This window comes from Streptomyces sp. NPDC111507 (assembly GCF_055638955.1).
Genome location: NZ_JBVKBU010000011.1, coordinates 55,506 through 75,933 on the forward strand (window position 1 = coordinate 55,506; position 20,428 = coordinate 75,933).

The window sequence follows — 20,428 nt, forward strand, 5'->3', positions numbered from 1 at the left end:
TCGGCCCACCGCCTCGAACCGTCATGCCGCGTCCGGCTGTTCCGCCACCGTCAGGGCGGCCAGCGCGGACGCCACGGCGTGCGAGGCGCTGAGGTCGAGCCGGGCGCTGGTGCCGCGCGCCCGGTGTCGCACCTCGGCGGCGGCCAGGGTGAGCAGTTGCGGCAGCAGGTCGGTGCACCGCCGGGCCACCCACCCCGTCCCCGCGGTGGCCAGCCACCACAGGCTGGCCGACCGTGTGGGCGCGGGAAACTCCGGCTCGGCCGAGGGGGTGTCCCCCGTGGCGATGCCCTCCTGTTCGAGCAGCGCGTGGAAACGCAGGGCGAGTTGCCGGTGCCCCCGCTCCCCCGGGTGCAGCCGGTCCGCGCTCCACATCGCACGGTCCATGAGCCAGGCGCCCTCCGCCGCGTGCAGATGCACGGCTCCATGGCGCTCGGACAGGGCGTGCACGACCGTGTTGACGGCCCGCTGCCGCCGGGCCAGGGGCCTGGCCAGCACCCCCGGCAGCCCGAGCATCGCGCCGGGATCCGGCAGGCAGGCGGTCAGCAGGACGGCGCCCTGGGCCCGGAACGCCGCGTACACCTGGTCGAGCCGCGCGGCCACGGCGTGGATGTCGAAGGTGCAGCGCAGGGTGTCGTTCACACCGATCACGACGGACACCACGTCCGGCCCCAGGGCCAGCGCGGCCGGAGTCTGCCGTTCCAGGACGTCGCGCGTCTGGGCCCCGCTCACCGCGAGGTTGGTGAACTCCACGGACGTGTCCGGACCGTCGGACAGCCCGTCGACGAGCAGCGCGGCCCAGCCCCGCCAGGCCTCGCCGACGGGGTCGCCCACGCCCTCGGTCAACGAGTCACCGAGGGCGACGAACCGAAGGGGTCTCATCCGACGCCCTCCTGGAGGCGCGGCCGGGACTCGACCACCGCGTCGTGCGCGGCGAGGAACGCCTCCACGGCGGTGCCCCAGCCGAAACACTCTGCACGCGTGCGTGCGGCTTCCCTGCGCGCGGCCTCGGGGCGCCCCAGCAGCAGGCGTACCGCGTCCGCGAAGGAGTCCCCGCTGTCCGCGGCGGTGGCTCCGGCGGAGCCGACCACCTCCGGCAGCGCCGACACCGCGCTGGCCACCACGGGCGTACCGCAGGCCATGGCCTCCAGGGCGGCCAGCCCGAACGTCTCGGCGGGCCCCGGCGCCATGCACACGTCGGCGGAGGCCTGCAACGCGCCGAGCAGTGCGCGGTCGGCGACATGCCCGAGGAAGGTGACGGGCAGCCGCCGCTCCCGGGCCCGCTGTTCGAGCCGGGCCCGCAGCGGCCCGTCCCCTGCGACGACGAGCACGGCACGCTCGCCGCGCCGCAGCAGCGCCTCCAGCGCGTCGAGCGCCGTACCGGGCCGCTTCTCGACGGACAGCCGGGAGCACATGACGAGCAGCACCTCGTCCGCGCGCGCGTACCGCTCGCGCACCTCGCGATCGCGCAGCCCGGGGTGGCGGCCGGCCAGGTCGACGCCCAGCGGGGCCCGTACGACATTGCGGGCCCCGATGCGGACGAACTCGCGCTCCGCGAACTCCGTGGTGCACACGACCCGCGCGTAGGTGTGCGCCGTACGGATGTTGAGGGCGTCGGCCGCCTTGCGGGCCATTCCCTCGGAGAGCCCCCAGGTCCGGAGCACGCCGTCGGCGGTCTCGTGGGAGACCATGACCGCGGGTACCCGGGCGCGCCGCGCCCAGACCCCGGTCCAGCGCAGGGTGGTCCGGTCGGAGACCTCGAGGCGGTCGGGCGCGAGCGACTCCAGGAGCCGGGCGACCCGCCGCTTGTCCGTGAGGACGCGATAGCCGCCGGTTCCGGGCAGCAGCGGACCGGGCAGCGTGATGACCCGCCCCTGCTCGGTCTCACGGTCGGTGGCGCGCTCGCCGGGGACGATGAGCACGGGTTCGTGTCCCGCGGCCAGGTAGCCGCTGCCGAGCTCCCGCAGGGCGGTACGCAGACCGCCCGACGCGGGGGCGACGAAGTTGGCCAGCCGTACGATGCGCAGGCTCATGCCGCCACCACCGTCCGCGCGGTGAGCACGTCGGCGTAGTGGTCGATGAGCTGGTCGCCGACGGCCGCCCAGGTGCGGCCCTCGACGGTGGCCCGCCCGGCGGCGCCGTAGGCCGCTCGCAGCGCCGGATCGGCGGCGAGCGCACCCACCGCGTCGCGCACGGCGGCCTCGTCGCGGGGCGGCACCAGCAGCCCCGTACGGCCGTGTGCGACCAGGTCCAGCGGTCCGCCCGCGGCGGGTGCGACGACCGGTACGCCGCTGGCCATGGCCTCCTGGACGGTCTGGCAGAAGGTCTCGAAGGGGCCGGTGTGCGCGAAGACGTCCAGGGAGGCGAAGATCCGGGCGAGTTCGTCGCCGGTGCGACGCCCGAGGAAGACAGCGCCGGGAAGCGCCTCGCGCAGGCTCGTCTCGCTGGGCCCGTCGCCCACGATCACGACGCGTACGCCTTCCAGGCCGCAGGCTCCGGCGAGCAGTTCGACCTGCTTCTCGGGGGCGAGCCGGCCGACGTAGCCGACGATCAGCTCACCGTTCGGCGCGAGTTCGCGCCTGAGGGTCTCGTCCCGGTGCTCGGGGCGGAAGCGGACGGTGTCCACACCGCGCGGCCACAGCCGCACCCGGGGCACACCGTGTGCCTCCAGGTCGTGCAGGGCCGCGCTGGACGGGGCGAGTGTCCGGTCGGCGGCGGCGTGGACGGAGCGGATGCGCCGCCAGGCGGTGGCCTCGCCCGCGCCCACGTAGGTACGGGCGTAACCGGCGAGGTCGGTCTGGTAGACGGCGACGGCGGGGACGCCGAGCCGGGCGGCGGCCGCCATGCCGCGGACGCCGAGGATGAAGGGACTGGCCAGGTGGACGATGTCGGCGCGGTGTTCGGTGATCGCGGCGGCGACGCGTCGGCTGGGGAGAGCGACGCGGACCTGGGGGTAGCCGGGGAGTGGTAGGGAGGGGACACGGACGACGGGGCACGGCGCGAGGGCGTCGGGCCCGTGCCCGGCCGCGGTGGCCGGGGCGACGACGAGGGGAGCGTGACCGCGATCGACGAGGTGCCGGGCGGTCTGGAGCGCGCAGTGGGCCACGCCGTTCACATCGGGGGGAAAGGATTCGGTCACGATGACGACACGCATACCCGTGTTGTCGCCGTGCTGGACGTGGCCGCGTCAACGTCGATCTTTCCTGCCGGGGAACGCCCCGTGAGCGTTGTACTGCACGCTTTTCCAGGTCAGCCCGCGGCCACGCCCTCCTGACCCGCGAGTCACTTCGCGTTCATACGGCGGGTGCGTCCGGCCCGATCCGGCTGCGTACGGCCGTCTGTACTTCCGCTTCCTCGGCCGGATCCGATGCCAGCCGCCGCAACTGATCGACGACGCGCGCGTCACCGGTTTCGGCGTGTCGAGCGGCCACCTCGCGGGTCGATTCCTCGCAGTCCCACAGGCACTCGACGGCGAAGCCGGCGGGGAAGGAGGGGTCGGTGGCGGCGAGAGCGCGGGCGGCTCGCCCGCGCAGATGGGACGACGCCGTCTCCCGGTAGACATGGCGCAGCACGGGTGCGGCGCAGACGATGCCGAGGCGCCCGGCTCCGTCGACGAGGGTCCAGAGTGTGGGTGCGTCGGGGCCTTCGCCGCGTACGGCCTCACGCAGGGCGCCCAGCACCAGTTCGCTGTCCTTGGTGCCGCCCCGGCAGGCGAGCATCCGCCCCGCGGCGGCGCCGAGGGCGTCGGGCCGCTCGGCCCACCGCCGGGCCCGCTCGACGGCGGCGACACTGCGCATACGTTCGAACGCGTCGACGGCGGCCTCCCCGACGGTCGCCGTGCCGCCGGTCGCGGCGGCCTCGATCAGATCGAGAGCGTCCGGATCGTTGCTGTCGGCGAGGTAGCGCAAAGCGGTACAGCGGGCTCCGTCGCCGCCGTCCCGGGCGGCCTGGAGAATCTCAGGCCGGTCCTCGGGACCCGCGACGGCCGTGAGGCAGCGCGCGGCCGGCACATGGAGTGCGGCGCCGCGGTCGAGGCCCTGCTGGGCCCATTCGAACACGGCCCGCACGCTCCACCCCGGGCGTGGTCCGGTGGGGCGCAGTTGCCGTTGCCAACGGTCGAAGGAGCCCTGTTCCTGGGCTGCCCGCACACGCGTGGCGATGGGTTCGCGGGAGTCGTCCGCCCACAGCCGCCAGGGCCGGGGCTCGAAGGCGTCGCGCACCTGGGCGACGAGCGCGGCCTCGCCCTCCGGATCGGCCGGGAAGCGGGCGAGGACGGGCACGGCGAGGGCGCGCAGTCCCGCGTCGTCGTCGCGCAGGGCCAGCTCGTCCAGGGCCCAGGCCCAGTTGGTGCCGGAGGCGGCGTACCCGCGCAACAGTTCCAGGGCGTCCCGCCTGCCGTACGAGGCGAGGTGGCCGAGGACCGCGAGGGCGAGCCCCGTGCGTGACTCGCAGTCGTCGAGGACGTCCTCGGCGTCGAAGAGGTGCCGCTCGATCTCGTCGAGCTCACCGCTCAGATCGAGGTAGAGACGGGCGTAGTACAGGGAGCGGTTCTCCACCTGCCAGTCGTGGCGGGGATCGCGCAGCACACAGTGGTTCAGTGCCGCGAGCGCTTCGGCTCGCGGTGCGGTGAGCGCGTGCAGCGTACCGTCGCCGCGGCCCCTCTGAAGCAGGCCGAGCAGCGTACCGCTGGGCGCTATGACCGGATCGAACATGGGAAACAGCCTCACATCAAGCGTCGACGCAACCGGGATCCTGCATTACCTGGCCGCGTGACAACACGTCGGAGCGCCCGCCGTTTCTTGCTTGCTGTAGACCATCTTCCTCTGCCTCTCGTCGGTGGCCCATACGGGCCGCGTCACGGCCCGCGCGGTGCGGCAACACCTGCCCAGCCATCGCGTCCGTGAATCACGACGTCATGATGACTCGGCAGTTCTTCTTGCCGCGACCGTATTTCCGGCGGCCCCGTACCGCCTCCCCCGTTTTCGGTGTTGTACCTGGTCAGCGCGGCCGGATCAGCGCGCCCCGAACAATTCGAGCAGTTCCGTCTTGCCGAACATCCGGGCGGTGTCGACGGCCGAGGGGGTGCCCGCGGCCGGGTCGGCGCCGCCGTCCAGAAGCGCGCGGATGACCGCCGCCTCGCCCTTGAAGACGGCCCCTGCGAGGGGGGTCTGGCCGCGGTCGTTGATGCGGTCGGCCTCGGCGCCGCGCTCCAGCAGGGCGCGCACCGCCTCGGCGTGGCCGTGGTAGGCGGCGAGCATCACCAGCGAGTCACCGCGGTCGTTGGTGAGGTTGGCCGGCACACCCGCGTCGACGTACGCCACGAGCGCCTCGGTCTCCCCTCGGCGCGCCAGATCGAAGATCTTGGTCGCCAGCTCCACGACTTCGGGGTCGGGGGCTTCACTCATCGGCCGGACCACCTCTCACAAGGACAACGACAGCTATGTCATGGGGGACTGCGGGAGCGTACGACAGCGGGTGGGCTGTCATGCGCAGGTCCGTACGACAGCGAAGCGTGCGGCCGTACGGGTGATTCGCCAGCGTACTGGCTCCGGCGGCACATGACCGGCGCCGACCGAGGCAAAGATCACCACAAGCCACCCAAGAGCCGACAGGGGGCGACAGACCTGCCCAGAGGGCCCGGAACGACTCCACCGACTGGATGAAATCAGCCGAATTTCACTCAGTTGCACCTTTTATCGTATGGATACATCCTGTGATCCTGGAAGTACTCATGGTGACTGTCCCCACGAACCAGGAGAGCACAAATGATTCTGTCCATGTCAGGCGTCGTCCTGCTCGGCATCATCGTCTTCCTTTTCTTCCGCAAGGACGGACTCAAGGCGTCGCACGCCTGTGTGTCCTCGCTCTTCGGCTTCTACCTCGCCAGCACGGCCATCGCGCCGAGCATCAAGGCCGGCGGGGAGAGCCTGGCGAGCCTCCTCGGCGGGATCAAGTTCTGACGTCCCTGCCCATCGCACGCACCTTCAGGAGACAGCAGTGGCCCGGCGCCCTCTCCCCCGCATCCTCAGCAACGGCAGCGCACAGATCGCCCGAAGCCGGGAGCTGGCCCGAACGGCAGCCGACAGCGCCACCGACGTCCTCCACCCACTGATCACGGTCACCCGTGGACTGCGCCGGCTGGCAGCCGCCGGCGGGCGCAAGTGGGCCGCCACCCCCAAGGACCGGCGCGGGCCGCTGCTGTTCCTGGTGGCCTCGGTGATCCTGGTCGTGGCGCTGGCGCCGTACGGACCGCTGCTCGCCGCCATCACCCTGATGGCGGCGGCAGCGTGGACGGGCCGTCAGCCGGCCTCGTCGGGGCCCGCGGGCCCCGACGAGGCGCAGATCCAACGACTCCAGTCGTTGTACGACGCCCTCGTCCCGTACTTCTCCGTGGCCGAGGACCCGGCCCCTCTGTACGCCCATGGCGGCGACTGGGAGAAGGCCTTCCCCACGCACGACTTCGACGACGACGGGCGTGTGTCCCGGCTGCTCATCCGCTACCCGGCGTACTTCACGGACGGCGAGGCGGAGTCCCGGGCCCGGATCGAGCAGCTTCTGCACGCCAAGTCGGGCCGTGGTCGCGAGTACCACTTCGACTGGGACGAGGAAGGCAACGAGCTCACCGTCACCGTCCTCCCGCCGCTTCCCACCGACATCGCCGCCCAGCGCTTCGTCTCCGCACCCGGCGAGACCGTCCTCGGGTTCACCGACCCGGCCGACGTCCAGCGCACCCTCCCCCTCACCTACGGGGAGGAACAGCGAGACGTCCCCCCGGTCGTCTGGCGCACCGGCATCCGCTCCACCGAGCCGCACCTGCTGATCGCCGGCAACCCCGGCAGCGGCACGACCACACTCGTGCGCTCCATCGCACTCCAGGCCCTTCAGTACGGCGATGTCGTCATCGTCGAGGGCGGCGGCACCGGCGAGTACGCGTGCCTGACCGGCCGGGCCGGCGTCCTCGCCGTCGAGTCCGGCCTCGCCGGGGCGCTGGCGAGTCTGGAGTGGGCCGCGAACGAGACGGAGCGGCGGCTGATCTCCGCCAACCGCGCACGGCAGGCGGGGCATCCGGCCCCCGACGACACCAAGAACCCCCTGTGGATCCTGCTCGACCGGCCGAGCGCGCTCGGTCACTTCGCCGCCGCCGACGGCCGCAACGATCCCCAGGCACTCCTTCAAGTCCCGCTCCGGCACGGGCGCGCGGCGGGCGTCACGGTCGTCATCGCCGAGCAGTTCGAGGATCTCGAGGCGCTCAGCGAGGCCGTGCAGCAGCACACCCGCGCGCGCGTGGTCCTCGGTCCGGCTTCTCCGGTCCAGCTGGCAGCCGTCCTCGGCGCGCCGCCGCACACCACTCCTACGCGGGAGGTGCCGCCCGGCCGCGGGTACGCCCGGCTGGGCGCGGGTCCCGTCCTGCGCCTCCAGGTTCCGGCTACGCCGGACCCCTACGACGACGCCACCAGCGAGACCCATCGACGCGCCGTCCTCGACCTGCTGCCGGAACGCACGACTCCGGCAGAGGCGGCCCCCATCCCCGCGGAGGCCGCGGTAGCGGAGACCTGAGCCCGGGAGACGCGGGGAACTGCGCGACCAGCCCCCCACCGGCCCGCAGCCGACGAACCCACCGGGATTCCGGTCGGGCGCTAGGCCACAAACGTGCGCGGCGCTTCGTTGCCCCCGGTCGCGCCCGTTTTCACCAGGTGCGCCGCAGCGGCCAACCGGACCGCCGCCTCCTCGGCCACCGCACCCCCCACGGTGAACGGCAGCCGCACATACCCTTCGAAGGCGCCGTCGACCCCGAACCGCGGCCCAGAGGGCACCCGTACCCCCACCCGCTCGCCCGCCTCGGCGATCCGCGAGCCGGACAGCCCGCCGGTGCGCACCCACAGCGTCAGCCCGCCCCGCGGCACAGTGAACTCCCAATCGGGCAGCGCACGGCGCACGGCGAGAACGAGCGCGTCCCGGTTCTCGCGGGCCTGCGCACGCCGGATCTCCACGGCCCGCTCCCATCCCCCGGTGCTGAAAAGCCAGTTCACGGCCAGCTGCTCCAGCACGGGCGTTCCGAGGTCGGCGTACGCGCGCGCGGAGACGAGACTGCGGATGACATCGGGGGCCGCACGGACCCACCCGATCCGCATCCCCGCCCAGAACGCCTTGCTGGCCGACCCCACGGTGATGACCGTGGACCCGGAGGGGTCGAAGCCGCACACAGGGCGGGGCATCGACAGCCCCTCCTCCAAATACAGCTCGCTCATCGTTTCGTCGACCACCAGTACGGTCCCCGCCGACCGCGCCGCGTCCACCAGGCGGCGGCGCTGGTCCTCGTCCGCGAGGGCTCCCGTCGGGTTGTGGAAGTCGGCGACGACGTACGCGAGCCGGGGCGCGGCGTCGCGCAGGACCTGGCGCCAACGCTCCACGTCCCAGCCGGCGAGCCCCTCGGCCATGGCGACGGGGACGAGCCGGGCGCCCGCCTCCCGCATCAGCTGGAGGATGTTGGCGTAGGAGGGGGACTCGACGGCGATGCGTTCGCCGCGCCCGGCGAAGAGATGACAGATGGCGTCGATCGCGCCCATCGCGCCGGTCGTCACCATGATCTGCTCGGGCATGGTCGGAATGCCGCGCGCGGTGTACCCCTCGGCGATCATCGCGCGCAGCGCGGGCAGCCCCGCCGGATAGTCGCCGTGCGTGTGCGCGTACGGTGGCAGCTCCTCCAGGGCGCCCTGCACGGCACGGGTGAGCCAGGGCTCCGGCGCGGGGAGTGACGCGCAGCCGAGGTCGATCATGGAGCCGAGGGCCTCGGGCGGCAGCGGTTCCAGGCCGCGCGCGGGCAGCGGGTTCCCGGCGGGGACGGCGGTCCAACTGCCCGCTCCCCTGCGGGACTCCAGGAACCCTTCGCCGCGCAGCGCCTCGTAGGCCGCGGCGACCGTCGTACGGCTGACGGAGAGGGACAGCGCGAGCTCCCGCTCGGCGGGCAGCCGCGCGGCGACCGGAACCCGGCCTTCGAGGACGAGCAGCCGGATGCCGTCGGCGAGCGCGCGATAGGCGGGCGGGCGGCGGGTGCCGAGCCCCGCGGGGCGCTCCTGCTGGGAGTTGAGCAGCCGGGCGAGCTGCGCGGCACCCATCGCCGAAGTCCACTGCGTCATGATTCCCAGTCCACCTTCCTCGGATTGGCCTTGGATCGCGCCATCCTTCAGGCCACAGAATGTCACGAGCCAGGCCACTATCACCACCGCGGGTCATCACGCACCAGCACGGGTCATCACCACAGGGGGCACCTCTTGTCCACACACGCCGACTCCCCACACCGGGAACGCAGGGGATCCGGGCGACGACTTCCTCGTCGCCTCGTCCAGCTGTACGTGGGCCTCGCGCTGTACGGCGCGAGTTCGGCCCTGCTGGTGGAGTCGGGCCTCGGTCTGGAGCCCTGGAACGTGCTGCACGAGGGGCTCGCCGAACTGACCGGTCTGACGATCGGCGTGGTGTCGATCGTCGTGGGCGCGGCGGTACTGCTCCTGTGGATCCCGCTGCGCCAGCGCCCGGGCCTCGGCACGGTCTCCAATGTGTTCGTGGTCGGCATCGCCCTGGACGGCACCCTCGCCCTGGTGCCGGACGCCCGCTCCTTGGCCGTACGGATTCCACTGCTCGTGGCGGGCATCGTGCTGAACGGTGTGGCGACGGGCCTCTACATCTCGGCGAGCTTCGGTCCGGGCCCCCGTGACGGTCTGATGACGGGCCTGCACCGGCGTACGGGACGCTCGGTCCGGCTGGTGCGCACGGTCCTGGAGGTGGCGGTCGTCGCGACCGGATTCGCGCTCGGTGGCACGGTCGGCATCGGCACGGTGCTGTACGCCGTCGCGATCGGGCCGCTCGCCCAGCTCTTCCTGCGCGTGTTCGCCGTCCGCCCGGCACCGGGCGGCAGCACCGTCGTTGCCGCCGGTCAACCGGAGCGAGCGATACTTCCAGGGTGAGCCCGCGCATACGCCACCCGTACCTCGACCACCCCGGCCCGATCGCCTTCGCCCACCGGGGCGGCGCGGCGGACGGCCTGGAGAACACCGTCGCCCAGTTCCGCCACGCGGTGGAAGCGGGCTACCGCTACATCGAGACGGATGTGCACGCGACGTCGGACGGCAAGCTCGTGGCCTTCCACGACGCGACCCTGGACCGGGTGACGGACGGCGCGGGCCGGATCGCGGACCTGCCCTGGGAGGACGTGCGCCACGCGCGCGTGGCGGGCAAGGAACCGGTCCCCCTCTTCGAGGAACTCCTCGAAACCTTCCCCGACGTCCGCTGGAACGTCGACGTCAAGGCCGAACCCGCCCTCCACCCCCTGCTGAACCTCATCGGCCGTCTCGACGCCTGGGACCGCGTCTGCGTCGGCTCGTTCTCCGAGGCGCGGGTCTTCCGCGCCCAACGTCTGGCCGGACCTCGTCTGGCGACCTCGTACGGCACCAAGGGTGTCGTGGGGCTGCGGCTGCGCTCGTACGGCATCCCGGCCGCGCTGCGCGACTCGGCGATCGCCGCCCAGGTGCCCGAGTCCCAGTCGGGCGTGCCGGTGGTCGACCGGCGCTTCGTACGCGCCGCCCACGCGCGCGGCCTGCAGGTCCACGTGTGGACGGTCAACGAACCCGATCGGATGCACCGGCTCCTGGACCTGGGCGTCGATGGCATCATGACCGATCACATCGACACGCTGCGCAGGGTCCTGGAGGACCGGGGCACCTGGGTCTGAGCCCTCTCGCGCGGTCCGTCCAGCGGGAAGCGAGGGGGCACGGGTGAGCACCGAAACCGTGCGGGCACAGGCGACCGAAGAGGTCACCGAACGACAGCGCGAGCAGCGCGGCTGGTACTTCTACGACTGGGCGTGCTCCGTCTACTCGACGAGCGTGCTCACCGTGTTCCTGGGCCCCTACCTCACATCCGTCGCCAAGCACGCGGCGGACGCGGACGGCTTCGTCCATCCGCTGGGCATCCCGGTCCGCGCGGGCTCCTTCTTCGCCTACGCGGTCTCGGCGTCCGTCATTGTGTCGATCTTCGTGATGCCGATGGCGGGCGCGGCCGCCGACCGCACCGGCCGCAAGAAGCCCCTGCTCGCGCTCTGCGCCTATCTCGGCGCCACGGCCACCACGGGCATGTTCTTCCTGGACGGCGACCGTTATCTGCTCGGCGGTCTGCTGCTGATCGTCGCCAATGCCTCGGTGGCCGTGTCGATGGTGCTGTACAACTCCTACCTGCCGCAGATCGCCCCGCCCGAGGAGCGTGACGCGGTCTCGTCCCGCGGCTGGGCCTTCGGCTACGCGGCGGGCTCGCTGATGCTGGTCGTGAACCTGGTCCTGTACTCGGCCCACGACTCCTTCGGCGTCTCCGAGTCGACGGCCGTCCGCATCTGCCTGGCCTCGGCGGGCGTCTGGTGGGGCGCCTTCACCCTCGTACCGCTGAAGCGGCTGCGGGACCGGCCCACGGCGTCCGCGGGGCAGGCGCCGGGGCACGGATGGCGGCAGCTGGCGGCCACCGTCCGCGACATGCGGGGCAAACCGCTCACCCTCGCCTTCCTGTTCGCCTACCTCGTCTACAACGACGGAATCCAGACGGTCATCTCGCAGGCGTCGGTGTACGGATCGGAGGAGCTGGGGCTGAGCCAGTCGACCCTGATCGTCGCCGTGCTGCTGGTGCAGGTGCTCGCGGTCGGGGGCGCCCTGGGGATGGGACGGCTCGCACGGACGTACGGTGCGAAGCGCACGATCCTCGGCTCGCTCGTCGCCTGGACCGTGACGCTCGGCGCCGGGTACTTCCTGCCGGCAGGCGCGCCCGTCTGGTTCTTCGTCCTGGCCGCCGGGATCGGCCTGGTCCTGGGCGGCAGCCAGGCGCTCTCGCGCTCGCTGTTCTCCCATCTGGTGCCGAGCGGGAAGGAGGCCGAGTACTTCTCCGCGTACGAGATGAGCGACCGGGGGATGAGCTGGCTCGGCCCGCTTCTGTTCGGTTTGACCTACCAGCTGACGGGAAGTTATCGGGACGCGATCATCTCGCTCGTGGCCTTCTTCGTCATCGGATTCGTGCTGCTCGCGAGGGTTCCGGTGCGGCAGGCCGTGCACGACGCGGGGAATCCCGTACCGGACAGGATTTAGCACCTGAGGCCAAAGGCCGGTAGTGTACGCGTTTGGCCTGCCAGGCGTACCGTTACTGCGCGTCAAAGATACTGAAGCGTTGGGTGACATCTGCTGCCAGATGTGACAAACCGGGCGCCGGTGGGTACAACAAGGGGCGGCTACGACGGCGACGCATGACCCGGAACGGGAATCTTTACCGCCGACCGGACGTTGACCGGATGACGACGACAGCGACACCTGTCCTGTGGGCGACAAGCCCGGGAGGCACGATTCATGAGTGAGCGAGCTCTTCGCGGCACGCGCCTCGTGGTGACCAGCTACGAGACGGACCGCGGCATCGACCTGGCCCCGCGCCAGGCCGTGGAGTACGCATGCGAGAAGGGGCACCGGTTTGAGATGCCCTTCTCGGTCGAGGCGGAGATTCCGCCCGAGTGGGAGTGCAAGGTCTGCGGGGCCCAGGCACTCCTGGTGGACGGCGACGGCCCTGAGGAAAAGAAGGCCAAGCCCGCGCGTACGCATTGGGACATGCTGATGGAGCGGCGCACCCGAGAGGAGCTCGAAGAGGTCCTCGAGGAGCGCCTGGCCGTTCTGCGCTCCGGCGCGATGAACATCGCGGTGCATCCGCGGGACAGCCGCAAGTCCGCGTAACCCCTCCGGGGGTTGGGCGGCATACCACGCACGCAGCCGCGAGCGCCGTACGCAAGTCGTACGGGGCCCGCGGCTCTGTGCGTTGTGCGCGTGGCGGTGCCGTGCGGTGGAATATGGACCGGCGCCGGCCATCGCGCCCCCTCAGGAGCGCGGGGAACTGCGCGACCAGCCCCCACCGGCCCGCGGGTGAAAACCCACGGGCCTGCGAGGGGGAAGCCTGGGTCAGCGGTTCAGTGGCGGACGCGGGCCCGGGTCCGTCGTCGGGTTCTCTTCCCTGATGACCTCGCCCTGGACGACCTTGCCGTCGGGGCGATGGATACGGGCCTGCTGGAAGGCGTCACCGACGCTGCCCGGCGCGGCCTCGCGGATCTTGCGGTCGATGGCGCGCTCGGCGTAACGGCTCAGGGCCTTCTGGACGGGCGGGATCAGCAGGAGCAGGCCCAGCGCGTCGGAGATGACCCCGGGGATCATCAGGAGCAGACCGCCGAGCATCATCAGCCCGTTGCCTTCGCCGCCCCCGCTCGTGGGAGCCACCCCGCTCTGCTGCTGTTGCAGCGTCTCGGTGAGATTGCGGAAGGCACGGCGGCCGGCCCGCTTGATGACCACGGAGCCGAGGATGAAACCGGCGACCAGCAGCAGGAAGACCGCGAAACCGCTCGCCGCGCCCGCGACCACGGTCAGGAGCCAGATCTCCAGCACCAGCCAGACGGCGATGCCGAGCGGCAGGTAGGTGCGCAGCCGGGATCGCCGCGGCCGCGCGGGGTATGCAGGGGTCGGTGCGCCAGTCGTCATGCACCCAGTGTGCCTGGGCACAGCTCAGTACGGGATAAGCGGATGATCAGCCGTAGCTGTGGAGTGAAGTGAGGGCGAAGTGGAAGTGGGGGGCGGCCCCACCCGGGCCCGCCCCCCCGCTTCGCAAGCGCTCCTACGATGTGTGCTTCCGGCCGGTGATCCGGCCGACCCGCTCCCCCACGCCCCACGTGGTGACCCGCCACAGCGCCTCCACGAGGATGTCGCGGCTCATCTTGGAGTCGCCGAGCTCTCGCTCGACGAAGGTGATGGGCACCTCGACGACGTGGAAACCGGACTTGACCGCACGCCGGGCCAGGTCCACCTGAAAGCAGTACCCCTGGGACGCGACCTGAGAGAGTCCGAGGCCTTCGAGGGTCTCGCGGCGGAAGGCACGGAAGCCTCCGGTGACGTCCCGGATCGGCACGTCGAGCATGAGGCGGGAGTACATGCTGCCGCCGCGCGAGATGAACTCGCGGGACTTGGGCCAGTTCACGACCCGCCCGCCCGGCACCCAGCGCGACCCCAGCACGAGGTCGGCTCCCTTGAGCGCGGTCAGCAGCCGGGGCAGTTCCTCGGGCTGGTGCGAGCCGTCCGCGTCCATCTCCACGAGGACGCCGTAGCCACGCTCCAGGCCCCAGGCGAAGCCCGCGAGATACGCGGCGCCCAGGCCTTCCTTGCCCTTGCGGTGCAGCACCTGGACATGGTCGTCCTCGGCGGCCAGCTCGTCGGCGAGCTTGCCCGTGCCGTCCGGGCTGTTGTCGTCCGCCACGAGAACGTGTGCATCGGGCACCGAGGCTCGTACCCGGCCGACGATCTTCTTGATGTTCTCCGCCTCGTTGTAGGTCGGGATGATCACCAAGGCCGTGCCGAGCGGGCCGAACTGCCTCCCCTTGGCTCCTGCCGCGAGGGTCCCGTCGCCGTCGTTCACTACTGCCCCTTCATGTCCGTACGCAGGGGTCCACCATAGTGGCCGCAGCCTGCACTGAAGCGTCGGCGCGTTAGTACGGGGGTGTCGATTCGGCAAGAGCCGGGTAAGAGAGCCCGCCGCGCCGGAGCACCGTACTGCGGATCGGGGCCCGGCGCCCTTCGGGCCGACCTGGGACCCGCTGGCTGCGGGTCGACCGAGAGCCGTTGTCTACTGGACGTCCGGGCCCCACCCGGGTCACACCCTTCCGACAGGCATGAACGTTCCCTCGCCGTCGCACTGGCGCTGAGCCTGGCTCCCAGTGGTGGTGCGCCGGTGCGGCGCACCACCCCTGACCCAGCGGCGCTCCGGCGACTGCGTGGAAGTTCTCCGGTCGGACGTCCGGTGGTGGACCCGGCCGAACCTACCGGCCCTCCGAGGCCAGCTGTCAACACTCCTCTGACCTGCTGGTTTTCCCTCAATTGCCTGGTCAGCACGGAGGATGCGCAGGTCGAGCGACAGGGCGGCGGCGGATGATCACCGCGGCGCCACCCCCGGAGATCACTCGCCCGGCCGTACGAAGACCGTCCGCCCGCCGACGACCGTGCGCAGGCACACCGGCAGGTCGCCGCCGGGGCTCAGATCGGGCAGTCCAGGAGTACCCGAACGAGGGTCGGTCGACCAGCGTGCGACCCGGTCGTCGGGGGCCTGCACGACCAGTTCCTCGGTGCGCCACACGGCGTAGTCGGCGGGCGCGCCCGGCACCAGGACTCCCGCGTCGTCCCGTCCGATCGCCCGCCACCCGCCGCGCGTATGCGCCGTGAACGCGGCGCGCACGGAGACCCGGTGCTCCGGCGTGCGGTGGAACGCGGCGGCGCGCAGGGTGCCCCACGGGTCGAGGGGGGTGACGGGGCTGTCGGAACCGAAGGCCAGCGGCACGCCGGTGCGCAGCAGGGCCGCGAACGGATTGAGGGCGCGGGCCCGCTCGGCGCCCAGGCGCCGGGCGTACATGCCGTCCTCGCCGCCCCACAGCGCGTCGAAGGCGGGCTGCACGGAGGCGGTGAGGCCGAGCTCGGCGAAGCCGGCGATGGTCTCGGGGGTGAGCATCTCGGCGTGCTCGACGCGGTGCCGGGCGGCGCGCACACGGGCCAGGCCGACCTTCTCGGCGGCTGCGCGGACTCCCTCGACCACGGCGGCCACGGCGGCGTCCCCGATGGCGTGGAAGCCTGCCTGGAGGCCCGCCTCGGTGCAGGCGACCACATGCGCGCCGACGGCGGCGGCGTCCAGGTAGGCGGTGCCGGTGTGGCCGGCGTCGGCGTAGGGCTGGTGCAGGCAGGCGGTGTACGAACCCAGGGACCCGTCGACGAAGAGGTCGCCCGCGGCGCCGAGCGCGCCCAGCGCCCGGACCTTTTCGACATCCTGTTCGGCCCAGTAGCCGACGACCCGGGGGCCGGCTTCCTCGGCGGCGAGCCGCAGCAGTCCGGTGAAGTCGTCCTCGGAGGAGATCTCGGGGCCCGCGCACTCGTGCACGGATCCGATGCCGAGCGAGGCGGCGTGGGCGAGCGCGGCGCGCTGGGCCTCGGTGCGCTGGGCCGGGGTGACGGCGCCGAGCGCGGCGGCGCGCACGGCGTGGTGGGCGTCTCGGGTCAGGGGGCCGTCGGCGGCGTACCCCGCTCGTGCGGTGACCCCCGGGACCAGGTCCAGGAGCGCGGTGGTGACCACGGCGGAGTGCACGTCGATGCGGGAGAGGTAGAGCGGGCGTCCGCCGGCCGCCTCGTCGAGTTCGGCGCGCGTCGGGGGGCGGCCACCGGGCCAGCGGGCCGCGTCCCAGCCGTGGCCGAGCAGCACCCGGTCGGCGGGGCGGCCGGCAGCGAACTCGCGTACGAGGGCGAGGGCGGCGTCCAGCGAGGGCGCGTCGGACAGGTCGAGGCCGGTGAGCGCGAGCCCGGTGGAGGTGGTGTGGACGTGGGCGTCGGTGAACGCCGGGGTGACCAGTGCGCCGTCCAGGTCCACGACCTCGGCGACCCCGTCGGCGAAGGCGTCGGCCGCGCCCTCCGAGCCGACCCAGGCGATCTGTCCGCGTTCGACGACCATCGCGGTGGCGAAGGGATCGGCGGGACTGTGGACTTCTCCACCGCGCAACAGCACGGTGTCCGACGTGGCGGTGCTCTCACTCATGGGGAACAGTCTCGCGCCTGCCGGTGTCCGGTCGGTCCCCGGGTGGGTCAGACGCGGGGCGGGCGCGCCTCGTACGGCGTCGACAGCACCACGGTCGTGCGGGTCGACACACCTGCCAGGGTGCGCAGGCGGGCGAGGAGCTCCTCCAGTTCGTGCGGGGTCGAGACCCGCACCTTCAGGATGTAGTTCTCGTCGCCCGCGACGCTGTGGCAGGCCTCGATCTCGGGCACGCCGGCGAGACGTTCCGCGATGTCGTCGGGGGCGCTCGGGTCGAACGGTTTCACCGAGATGAAGGCGGTCATGGGCAGCCCGACGGCCTCGGGGTCCACGACCGCGGCATAGCCGCGGATGACACCGCGTTGTTCGAGCCTGCGCACCCGCTGGTGCACGGCGGACGTGGACAGGCCCGTGGCCTTGCCCAGGTCGGTGTAACTCATCCGCCCGTCTGCGACGAGCAGCTGCACGATCTGTCGGTCCAGCTCCTCCATGACGCAAGAACCTACAGGGCCCTTGATCTCGTCGGATACCTCAGCGGCGCAGGTCATACCCGCTTTGTGATGTGGCAGAGTGCTGCATGTGAACCGCCTGGTGGACAAATCCACCGCGCCGGGCACCTGCGGGCGGCATGTGACGAACGACACAGTGCCGCAACCGGGTCCGTGATGTTCTCGTGATTACCGCAGAGACGGGACGGGAAATGCTTGCTGTGGTCGAGGCCGCAGCGCCTTGTCGGCCCACCCGAGGGGGAGAATCCCATGCAGAGTCTTAAGCGCCCTGGTCGTCCCGCATCCAGGCAGCCCAAGCTGGTCGTCGAACCCGAGCCGGAGGGCGTCGAACCGGACGCCCTCGACGGTGAGGAGTTCGACGCCTACGACACCTTCGAGATGTACCGGGTGATCTGCCCGGACTGCGCCCAGCCCATCGCGCTCCTCGCGGACGAGGAGAGCCTGCCCGAGCACGCGCTGTGCGCCTCGCCGTGGAACCCGTTCGGGCTGACGGTCTGCGCAGGCACGGGCCGTGCGGCGGGCGACGCCCGCCCCGCCGACGAGTCGGTGGAGCCTCAGGAGCAGGACGCCGCCCTCCTGTTGACGCTCCCTCAGGGACTCGACTGGCGGACGCAGCCGTTCTCGCACGTCGGCGGTCCGGCCTCGCGCCCGATGCGGGTCCCCGAGATGCGCCGTCAGGCCGCCTGACCGGCCCTCGCGTTCAGCGGCCGGCGGCCGGTCCCTCCCAGTAACTGCCCTGCACCATGGCTCGCAGGCTGCCGTGGTGCAGGATCAGTGTGTCCGGGTCCGGCGGTACGGCGACCTCGCCGAAGTGCACCTGGCGGTAGGCGACGCGCAGCATGACGATCGCGTGCCGCAGTGCCGCGTACAGCGTGTGGAAGTCCATGTCCCGGGGTGTGTGGCCAGTGAGTTCGGCATAGCGCCGCTCGACGCGGTCACGGCGCAGGAAGTCGGGCAGTCCGCGCTGGCCGAAGCTCGCTGTCAGGTCCTGGAAGAAGCGGTGCAGGTAGACCGTCCAGCCGAGGTCGACCTCGCGCGGGGCGAGGGCCGCCATCTCCCAGTCGAGGACGGCGGCGGGGGCGAACCCGTCGTAGACGACGTTCCCGATGCGCGCGTCGCCCCAGTTGAGCACCGCCTCGCCCTCGTCACGCGGCCACAGCGCGTCGAGCCGGTCGAACGCGCTCTCTATCAGGGGTGAGCGTGACAGCCCGTCAATCACCCATTCGTAGTAGGCGCGTTGGGCCTCGACGTGACGACGGAGGGGACTGCCTTCACCTGGGAAGGCCAGGAAGTCGGCTTCCGGCAGCGGGACTTGGTCGTGCAGCCGGGCGAGGAGACCCACCGAGGCCGCCTCCAGCCGTTCGCGTTCCTGGTCGCTCGCCGCGTGCAGCCAGTTCCCCTCGTACGTGTAGGGCATGACGTCAGGAGGCACGCGCCCCTCGACCCGTTCCATGACGAAGAACGGCGCGCCGAGCGGGGCGGGGTCCTCCTCCAGCCACAGCACCCGCGGCACGGGGAGATCGGTGCGCTCGGCGACCAGTCTCATCGTGCGGTACTGGCGGGGCATGTCGTAGACGGGAAAGATGGTGTACGCCGCCGGGTCCGCGGCCAGCCGCAACGCGCAGGCGGTCAGGGGTGGTTCGGGATGCTCGATGTCGAAGAGCAGGGTCTCGCTGGACATGCCGTTGGACTCGGGGACGGTGACATTGGCCGCCTTGGCGCCCGGGAGGCGGGCGGTGAGCCAGGTGGTCAGCCGGCGGCCCAGTTCCTCCGGGTCGCGGGTGGTCGTGCGCGGGCGCGGTGCCGTGGCCATCTCGTTCCCCCTCAGGACGCGACCGAGTCGAAGCCGGTGAACCCGCTCGGGTCGTGGCGGCCGAACGAGCCGTGTTCGAAGATGCCGTGGCCGACCTGCCCGTCCAGCGTGCAGCGGGCCGCGTGGTCGATCACCCCGTATGCGGCGCGGGGGTGCGCGGACGGGTCGGAGAGGTCGTAGGCGCGGCGGTCGGTCCAGTCGCGCCCGACCCAGGTGCCGTGCTGCCAGTCGTCGGCGGGCGGATAACCGGCACCGACGGCGAGCGGGGAGGAGGTGAGCACCTCCACGTCCAGCTCCATGGGCTTGCGGTCCCCCGGGCGGGTGAGGTGGATGACGACCGACGTCGGGTGGCGGCTGCCGGAGCGATAGGTGATGTCGGCCTGGGGCCAGCCCAGTTGCACGTCGCGCTCCGCGTTGCGTACGAGTGTCGCGTCGTTCAGCGTCCGGTAGCCGTCGGCGTCCTCCTGGACGACGATCATCAGGAACCGGTCCTCGAACCGGACCGGGCACCACAGCCAGTGGAAGCCCTCCGTCGGGTTCTCCTCCACGAGCCGGCCGCCCTCCTCCCCCGGGATCGGGCGCACGCCCCAGCTGCGGTCGCGGGTGCCGGTCCAGCGGCCGCGCTCCAGACGTATCTCCTCGCCGCCGATCCGGATCCAGCCCTCGCAGTGCCCCGCCTGCACGAAGCGTTTGCCCTCCAGCGTGAGCCGGCCGCCGCGCCGCTGGAGGTGGTGCGGCTCCCACAGGGCCGGGAAGTCCGCCGTCCAGGTGATCTCGTACGACAGTCCCTCCGGGTCGGCGGGATCGGCAGCGCAGCTCAGCACGAAGGTCCTCAGGGGGCGCTCGACGAGGATGCGCAGCGGGCCGACGGCGAGGCGCATCCGGTCGTCCCCGAGCGCGTCCGAGGCGCGCACGGCGTGCAGGCGGTCGCCGAGTCGCAGGGTGGCGTAGGCGTCGACGACCCCGACGTTCGGATAGACGCCGAGACCCAGGATCAGCAGCGCCCGGCCCTGGTGGTCGAAAACATGGAAGATGCAGCGGTCGTACGCGTTCCGGTCCCCGGTCGCGAGGTGCTTCATGGACAGGGGCACCTGGTGCACGGGGTACTCGTCGAGGGCAACGGGGCGGTCGTCGGGCACTGCAAGCCTCCCTGGGGGCACGGCGGTTGACGTCCCTCGGAGGGGTGCGGCCCCCGGCGGCGCGAGTTGACGGTACGTCAGATGACGGCCCGGGGCCAGACACCTGCACGTCGGGGCACCCCCCGTAGGGGCCCGCCGCGAACCCACGCTCGATTAGGCGGGCGGGTGACCTGCGCACTCGTCCGCGCGTTGCCCCGGTATGACCCCCACATACGCGGCGACCGAGCGGCCTCGCCGGATCTTCGTCCCGGCTCCGGCAGAATCGGTTCGGCCGGCAGCCGCCGCGCCGGCGCCCCAGGATCCCCCCATCTACCGCGCGCTGATCCGCGCCTGGGCCGACCGCGGCCGCA

Annotated in this window: 19 protein-coding genes; 7 read left to right on the plus strand and 12 right to left on the minus strand. The window is 72.1% G+C overall.

Translation table 11 applies throughout. From position 1 onward, the window contains the following. Nucleotides 1-21 precede the first annotated feature (21 nt). The 5 genes from ACZ7M2_RS34685 to ACZ7M2_RS34705 form a co-directional block, all read right to left on the minus strand. Nucleotides 22-879 (minus strand): SGNH/GDSL hydrolase family protein, encoded by an 858-nt coding sequence (locus ACZ7M2_RS34685; protein ID WP_471598688.1) that lies wholly within the window; start codon nt 877-879, stop codon nt 22-24. Beyond that, nucleotides 876-2,030, minus strand: coding sequence for a glycosyltransferase (locus ACZ7M2_RS34690; protein ID WP_471598689.1), 1,155 nt, complete (start codon nt 2,028-2,030; stop codon nt 876-878). Before ACZ7M2_RS34690 ends, ACZ7M2_RS34685 begins: the two co-directional genes overlap by 4 nt. Then, nucleotides 2,027-3,151: a glycosyltransferase family 4 protein gene (locus ACZ7M2_RS34695; RefSeq protein WP_352049218.1), complete on the minus strand. Its 1,125-nt coding sequence runs from the start codon at nt 3,149-3,151 to the stop codon at nt 2,027-2,029. Before ACZ7M2_RS34695 ends, ACZ7M2_RS34690 begins: the two co-directional genes overlap by 4 nt. A 139-nt stretch (nt 3,152-3,290) precedes the next feature. Next, a complete protein-coding gene (locus ACZ7M2_RS34700) occupies nt 3,291-4,709 on the minus strand; it encodes a HEAT repeat domain-containing protein (protein ID WP_352049219.1) in 1,419 nt (472 codons plus the stop codon). A gap of 300 nt (nt 4,710-5,009) precedes the next feature. After that, entirely contained in the window at nt 5,010-5,402 is a 393-nt protein-coding gene (locus ACZ7M2_RS34705) for an ankyrin repeat domain-containing protein (protein WP_067366209.1), read from the minus strand. A 360-nt stretch (nt 5,403-5,762) separates the two neighbouring features. Here ACZ7M2_RS34705 and ACZ7M2_RS34710 point away from each other — a divergent pair, with 360 nt between their 5' ends. Together ACZ7M2_RS34710 and ACZ7M2_RS34715 are read left to right on the plus strand one after the other, a co-directional pair. Beyond that, nucleotides 5,763-5,957 (plus strand): hypothetical protein, encoded by a 195-nt coding sequence (locus ACZ7M2_RS34710; RefSeq protein ID WP_235455802.1) that lies wholly within the window; start codon nt 5,763-5,765, stop codon nt 5,955-5,957. A gap of 37 nt (nt 5,958-5,994) precedes the next feature. After that, the gene (locus tag ACZ7M2_RS34715) at nt 5,995-7,554 is read left to right on the plus strand and encodes a P-loop NTPase family protein (protein ID WP_471598690.1); all 1,560 of its coding nucleotides are present in this window, start codon (nt 5,995-5,997) and stop codon (nt 7,552-7,554) included. A gap of 80 nt (nt 7,555-7,634) precedes the next feature. Here ACZ7M2_RS34715 and ACZ7M2_RS34720 read toward each other — a convergent pair whose 3' ends face one another. After that, nucleotides 7,635-9,134 (minus strand): SCO1417 family PLP biosynthesis transcription factor, encoded by a 1,500-nt coding sequence (locus ACZ7M2_RS34720; protein WP_352049221.1) that lies wholly within the window; start codon nt 9,132-9,134, stop codon nt 7,635-7,637. A gap of 135 nt (nt 9,135-9,269) precedes the next feature. Here ACZ7M2_RS34720 and yczE point away from each other — a divergent pair, with 135 nt between their 5' ends. From yczE to ACZ7M2_RS34740, 4 genes are all read left to right on the plus strand, one after another. Beyond that, nucleotides 9,270-9,959: a membrane protein YczE gene (gene yczE, locus ACZ7M2_RS34725; RefSeq protein WP_471598691.1), complete on the plus strand. Its 690-nt coding sequence runs from the start codon at nt 9,270-9,272 to the stop codon at nt 9,957-9,959. After that, nucleotides 9,956-10,723: a glycerophosphodiester phosphodiesterase family protein gene (locus ACZ7M2_RS34730; RefSeq protein ID WP_388552533.1), complete on the plus strand. Its 768-nt coding sequence runs from the start codon at nt 9,956-9,958 to the stop codon at nt 10,721-10,723. The genes yczE and ACZ7M2_RS34730 overlap by 4 nt, the downstream gene beginning before the upstream one ends. A gap of 43 nt (nt 10,724-10,766) precedes the next feature. Further along, nucleotides 10,767-12,116, plus strand: coding sequence for an MFS transporter (locus ACZ7M2_RS34735; RefSeq protein WP_471598692.1), 1,350 nt, complete (start codon nt 10,767-10,769; stop codon nt 12,114-12,116). A gap of 255 nt (nt 12,117-12,371) precedes the next feature. Continuing rightward, nucleotides 12,372-12,746: an RNA polymerase-binding protein RbpA gene (locus tag ACZ7M2_RS34740; protein WP_003977404.1), complete on the plus strand. Its 375-nt coding sequence runs from the start codon at nt 12,372-12,374 to the stop codon at nt 12,744-12,746. A 222-nt stretch (nt 12,747-12,968) separates the two neighbouring features. Here ACZ7M2_RS34740 and fxsA read toward each other — a convergent pair whose 3' ends face one another. The 4 genes from fxsA to ACZ7M2_RS34760 form a co-directional block, all read right to left on the minus strand. Next, nucleotides 12,969-13,538, minus strand: a complete 570-nt coding sequence (gene fxsA / locus ACZ7M2_RS34745) for an FxsA family membrane protein (protein ID WP_352049224.1) — start codon at nt 13,536-13,538, stop codon at nt 12,969-12,971. Between the two features lie 133 nt (nt 13,539-13,671). Further along, nucleotides 13,672-14,466 (minus strand): polyprenol monophosphomannose synthase, encoded by a 795-nt coding sequence (locus ACZ7M2_RS34750; RefSeq protein ID WP_471598693.1) that lies wholly within the window; start codon nt 14,464-14,466, stop codon nt 13,672-13,674. A gap of 537 nt (nt 14,467-15,003) precedes the next feature. Further along, a complete protein-coding gene (locus ACZ7M2_RS34755; protein ID WP_471598694.1) occupies nt 15,004-16,620 on the minus strand; it encodes an amidohydrolase in 1,617 nt (538 codons plus the stop codon). Between the two features lie 47 nt (nt 16,621-16,667). After that, on the minus strand, nt 16,668-17,108 hold the full coding sequence (locus ACZ7M2_RS34760; protein WP_470051082.1) for an Lrp/AsnC family transcriptional regulator: 441 nt from the start codon (nt 17,106-17,108) through the stop codon (nt 16,668-16,670). Nucleotides 17,109-17,375: 267 nt separating this feature from the next. Here ACZ7M2_RS34760 and ACZ7M2_RS34765 point away from each other — a divergent pair, with 267 nt between their 5' ends. Beyond that, a complete protein-coding gene (locus tag ACZ7M2_RS34765; protein WP_471598695.1) occupies nt 17,376-17,813 on the plus strand; it encodes a hypothetical protein in 438 nt (145 codons plus the stop codon). A gap of 13 nt (nt 17,814-17,826) precedes the next feature. On the opposite strand, the gene ACZ7M2_RS34770 is transcribed toward ACZ7M2_RS34765, so the two are convergent. Continuing rightward, nucleotides 17,827-18,939 carry a phosphotransferase family protein gene (locus ACZ7M2_RS34770; RefSeq protein ID WP_471598696.1) on the minus strand — a complete coding sequence of 371 codons (1,113 nt, stop codon included), beginning with the start codon at nt 18,937-18,939 and terminating at the stop codon, nt 17,827-17,829. Nucleotides 18,940-18,950: 11 nt separating this feature from the next. Continuing rightward, complete coding sequence (locus ACZ7M2_RS34775; RefSeq protein ID WP_471598697.1) at nt 18,951-20,078, minus strand: Rv3169 family protein; 1,128 nt, start codon at nt 20,076-20,078, stop codon at nt 18,951-18,953. Nucleotides 20,079-20,428 lie beyond the last annotated feature (350 nt).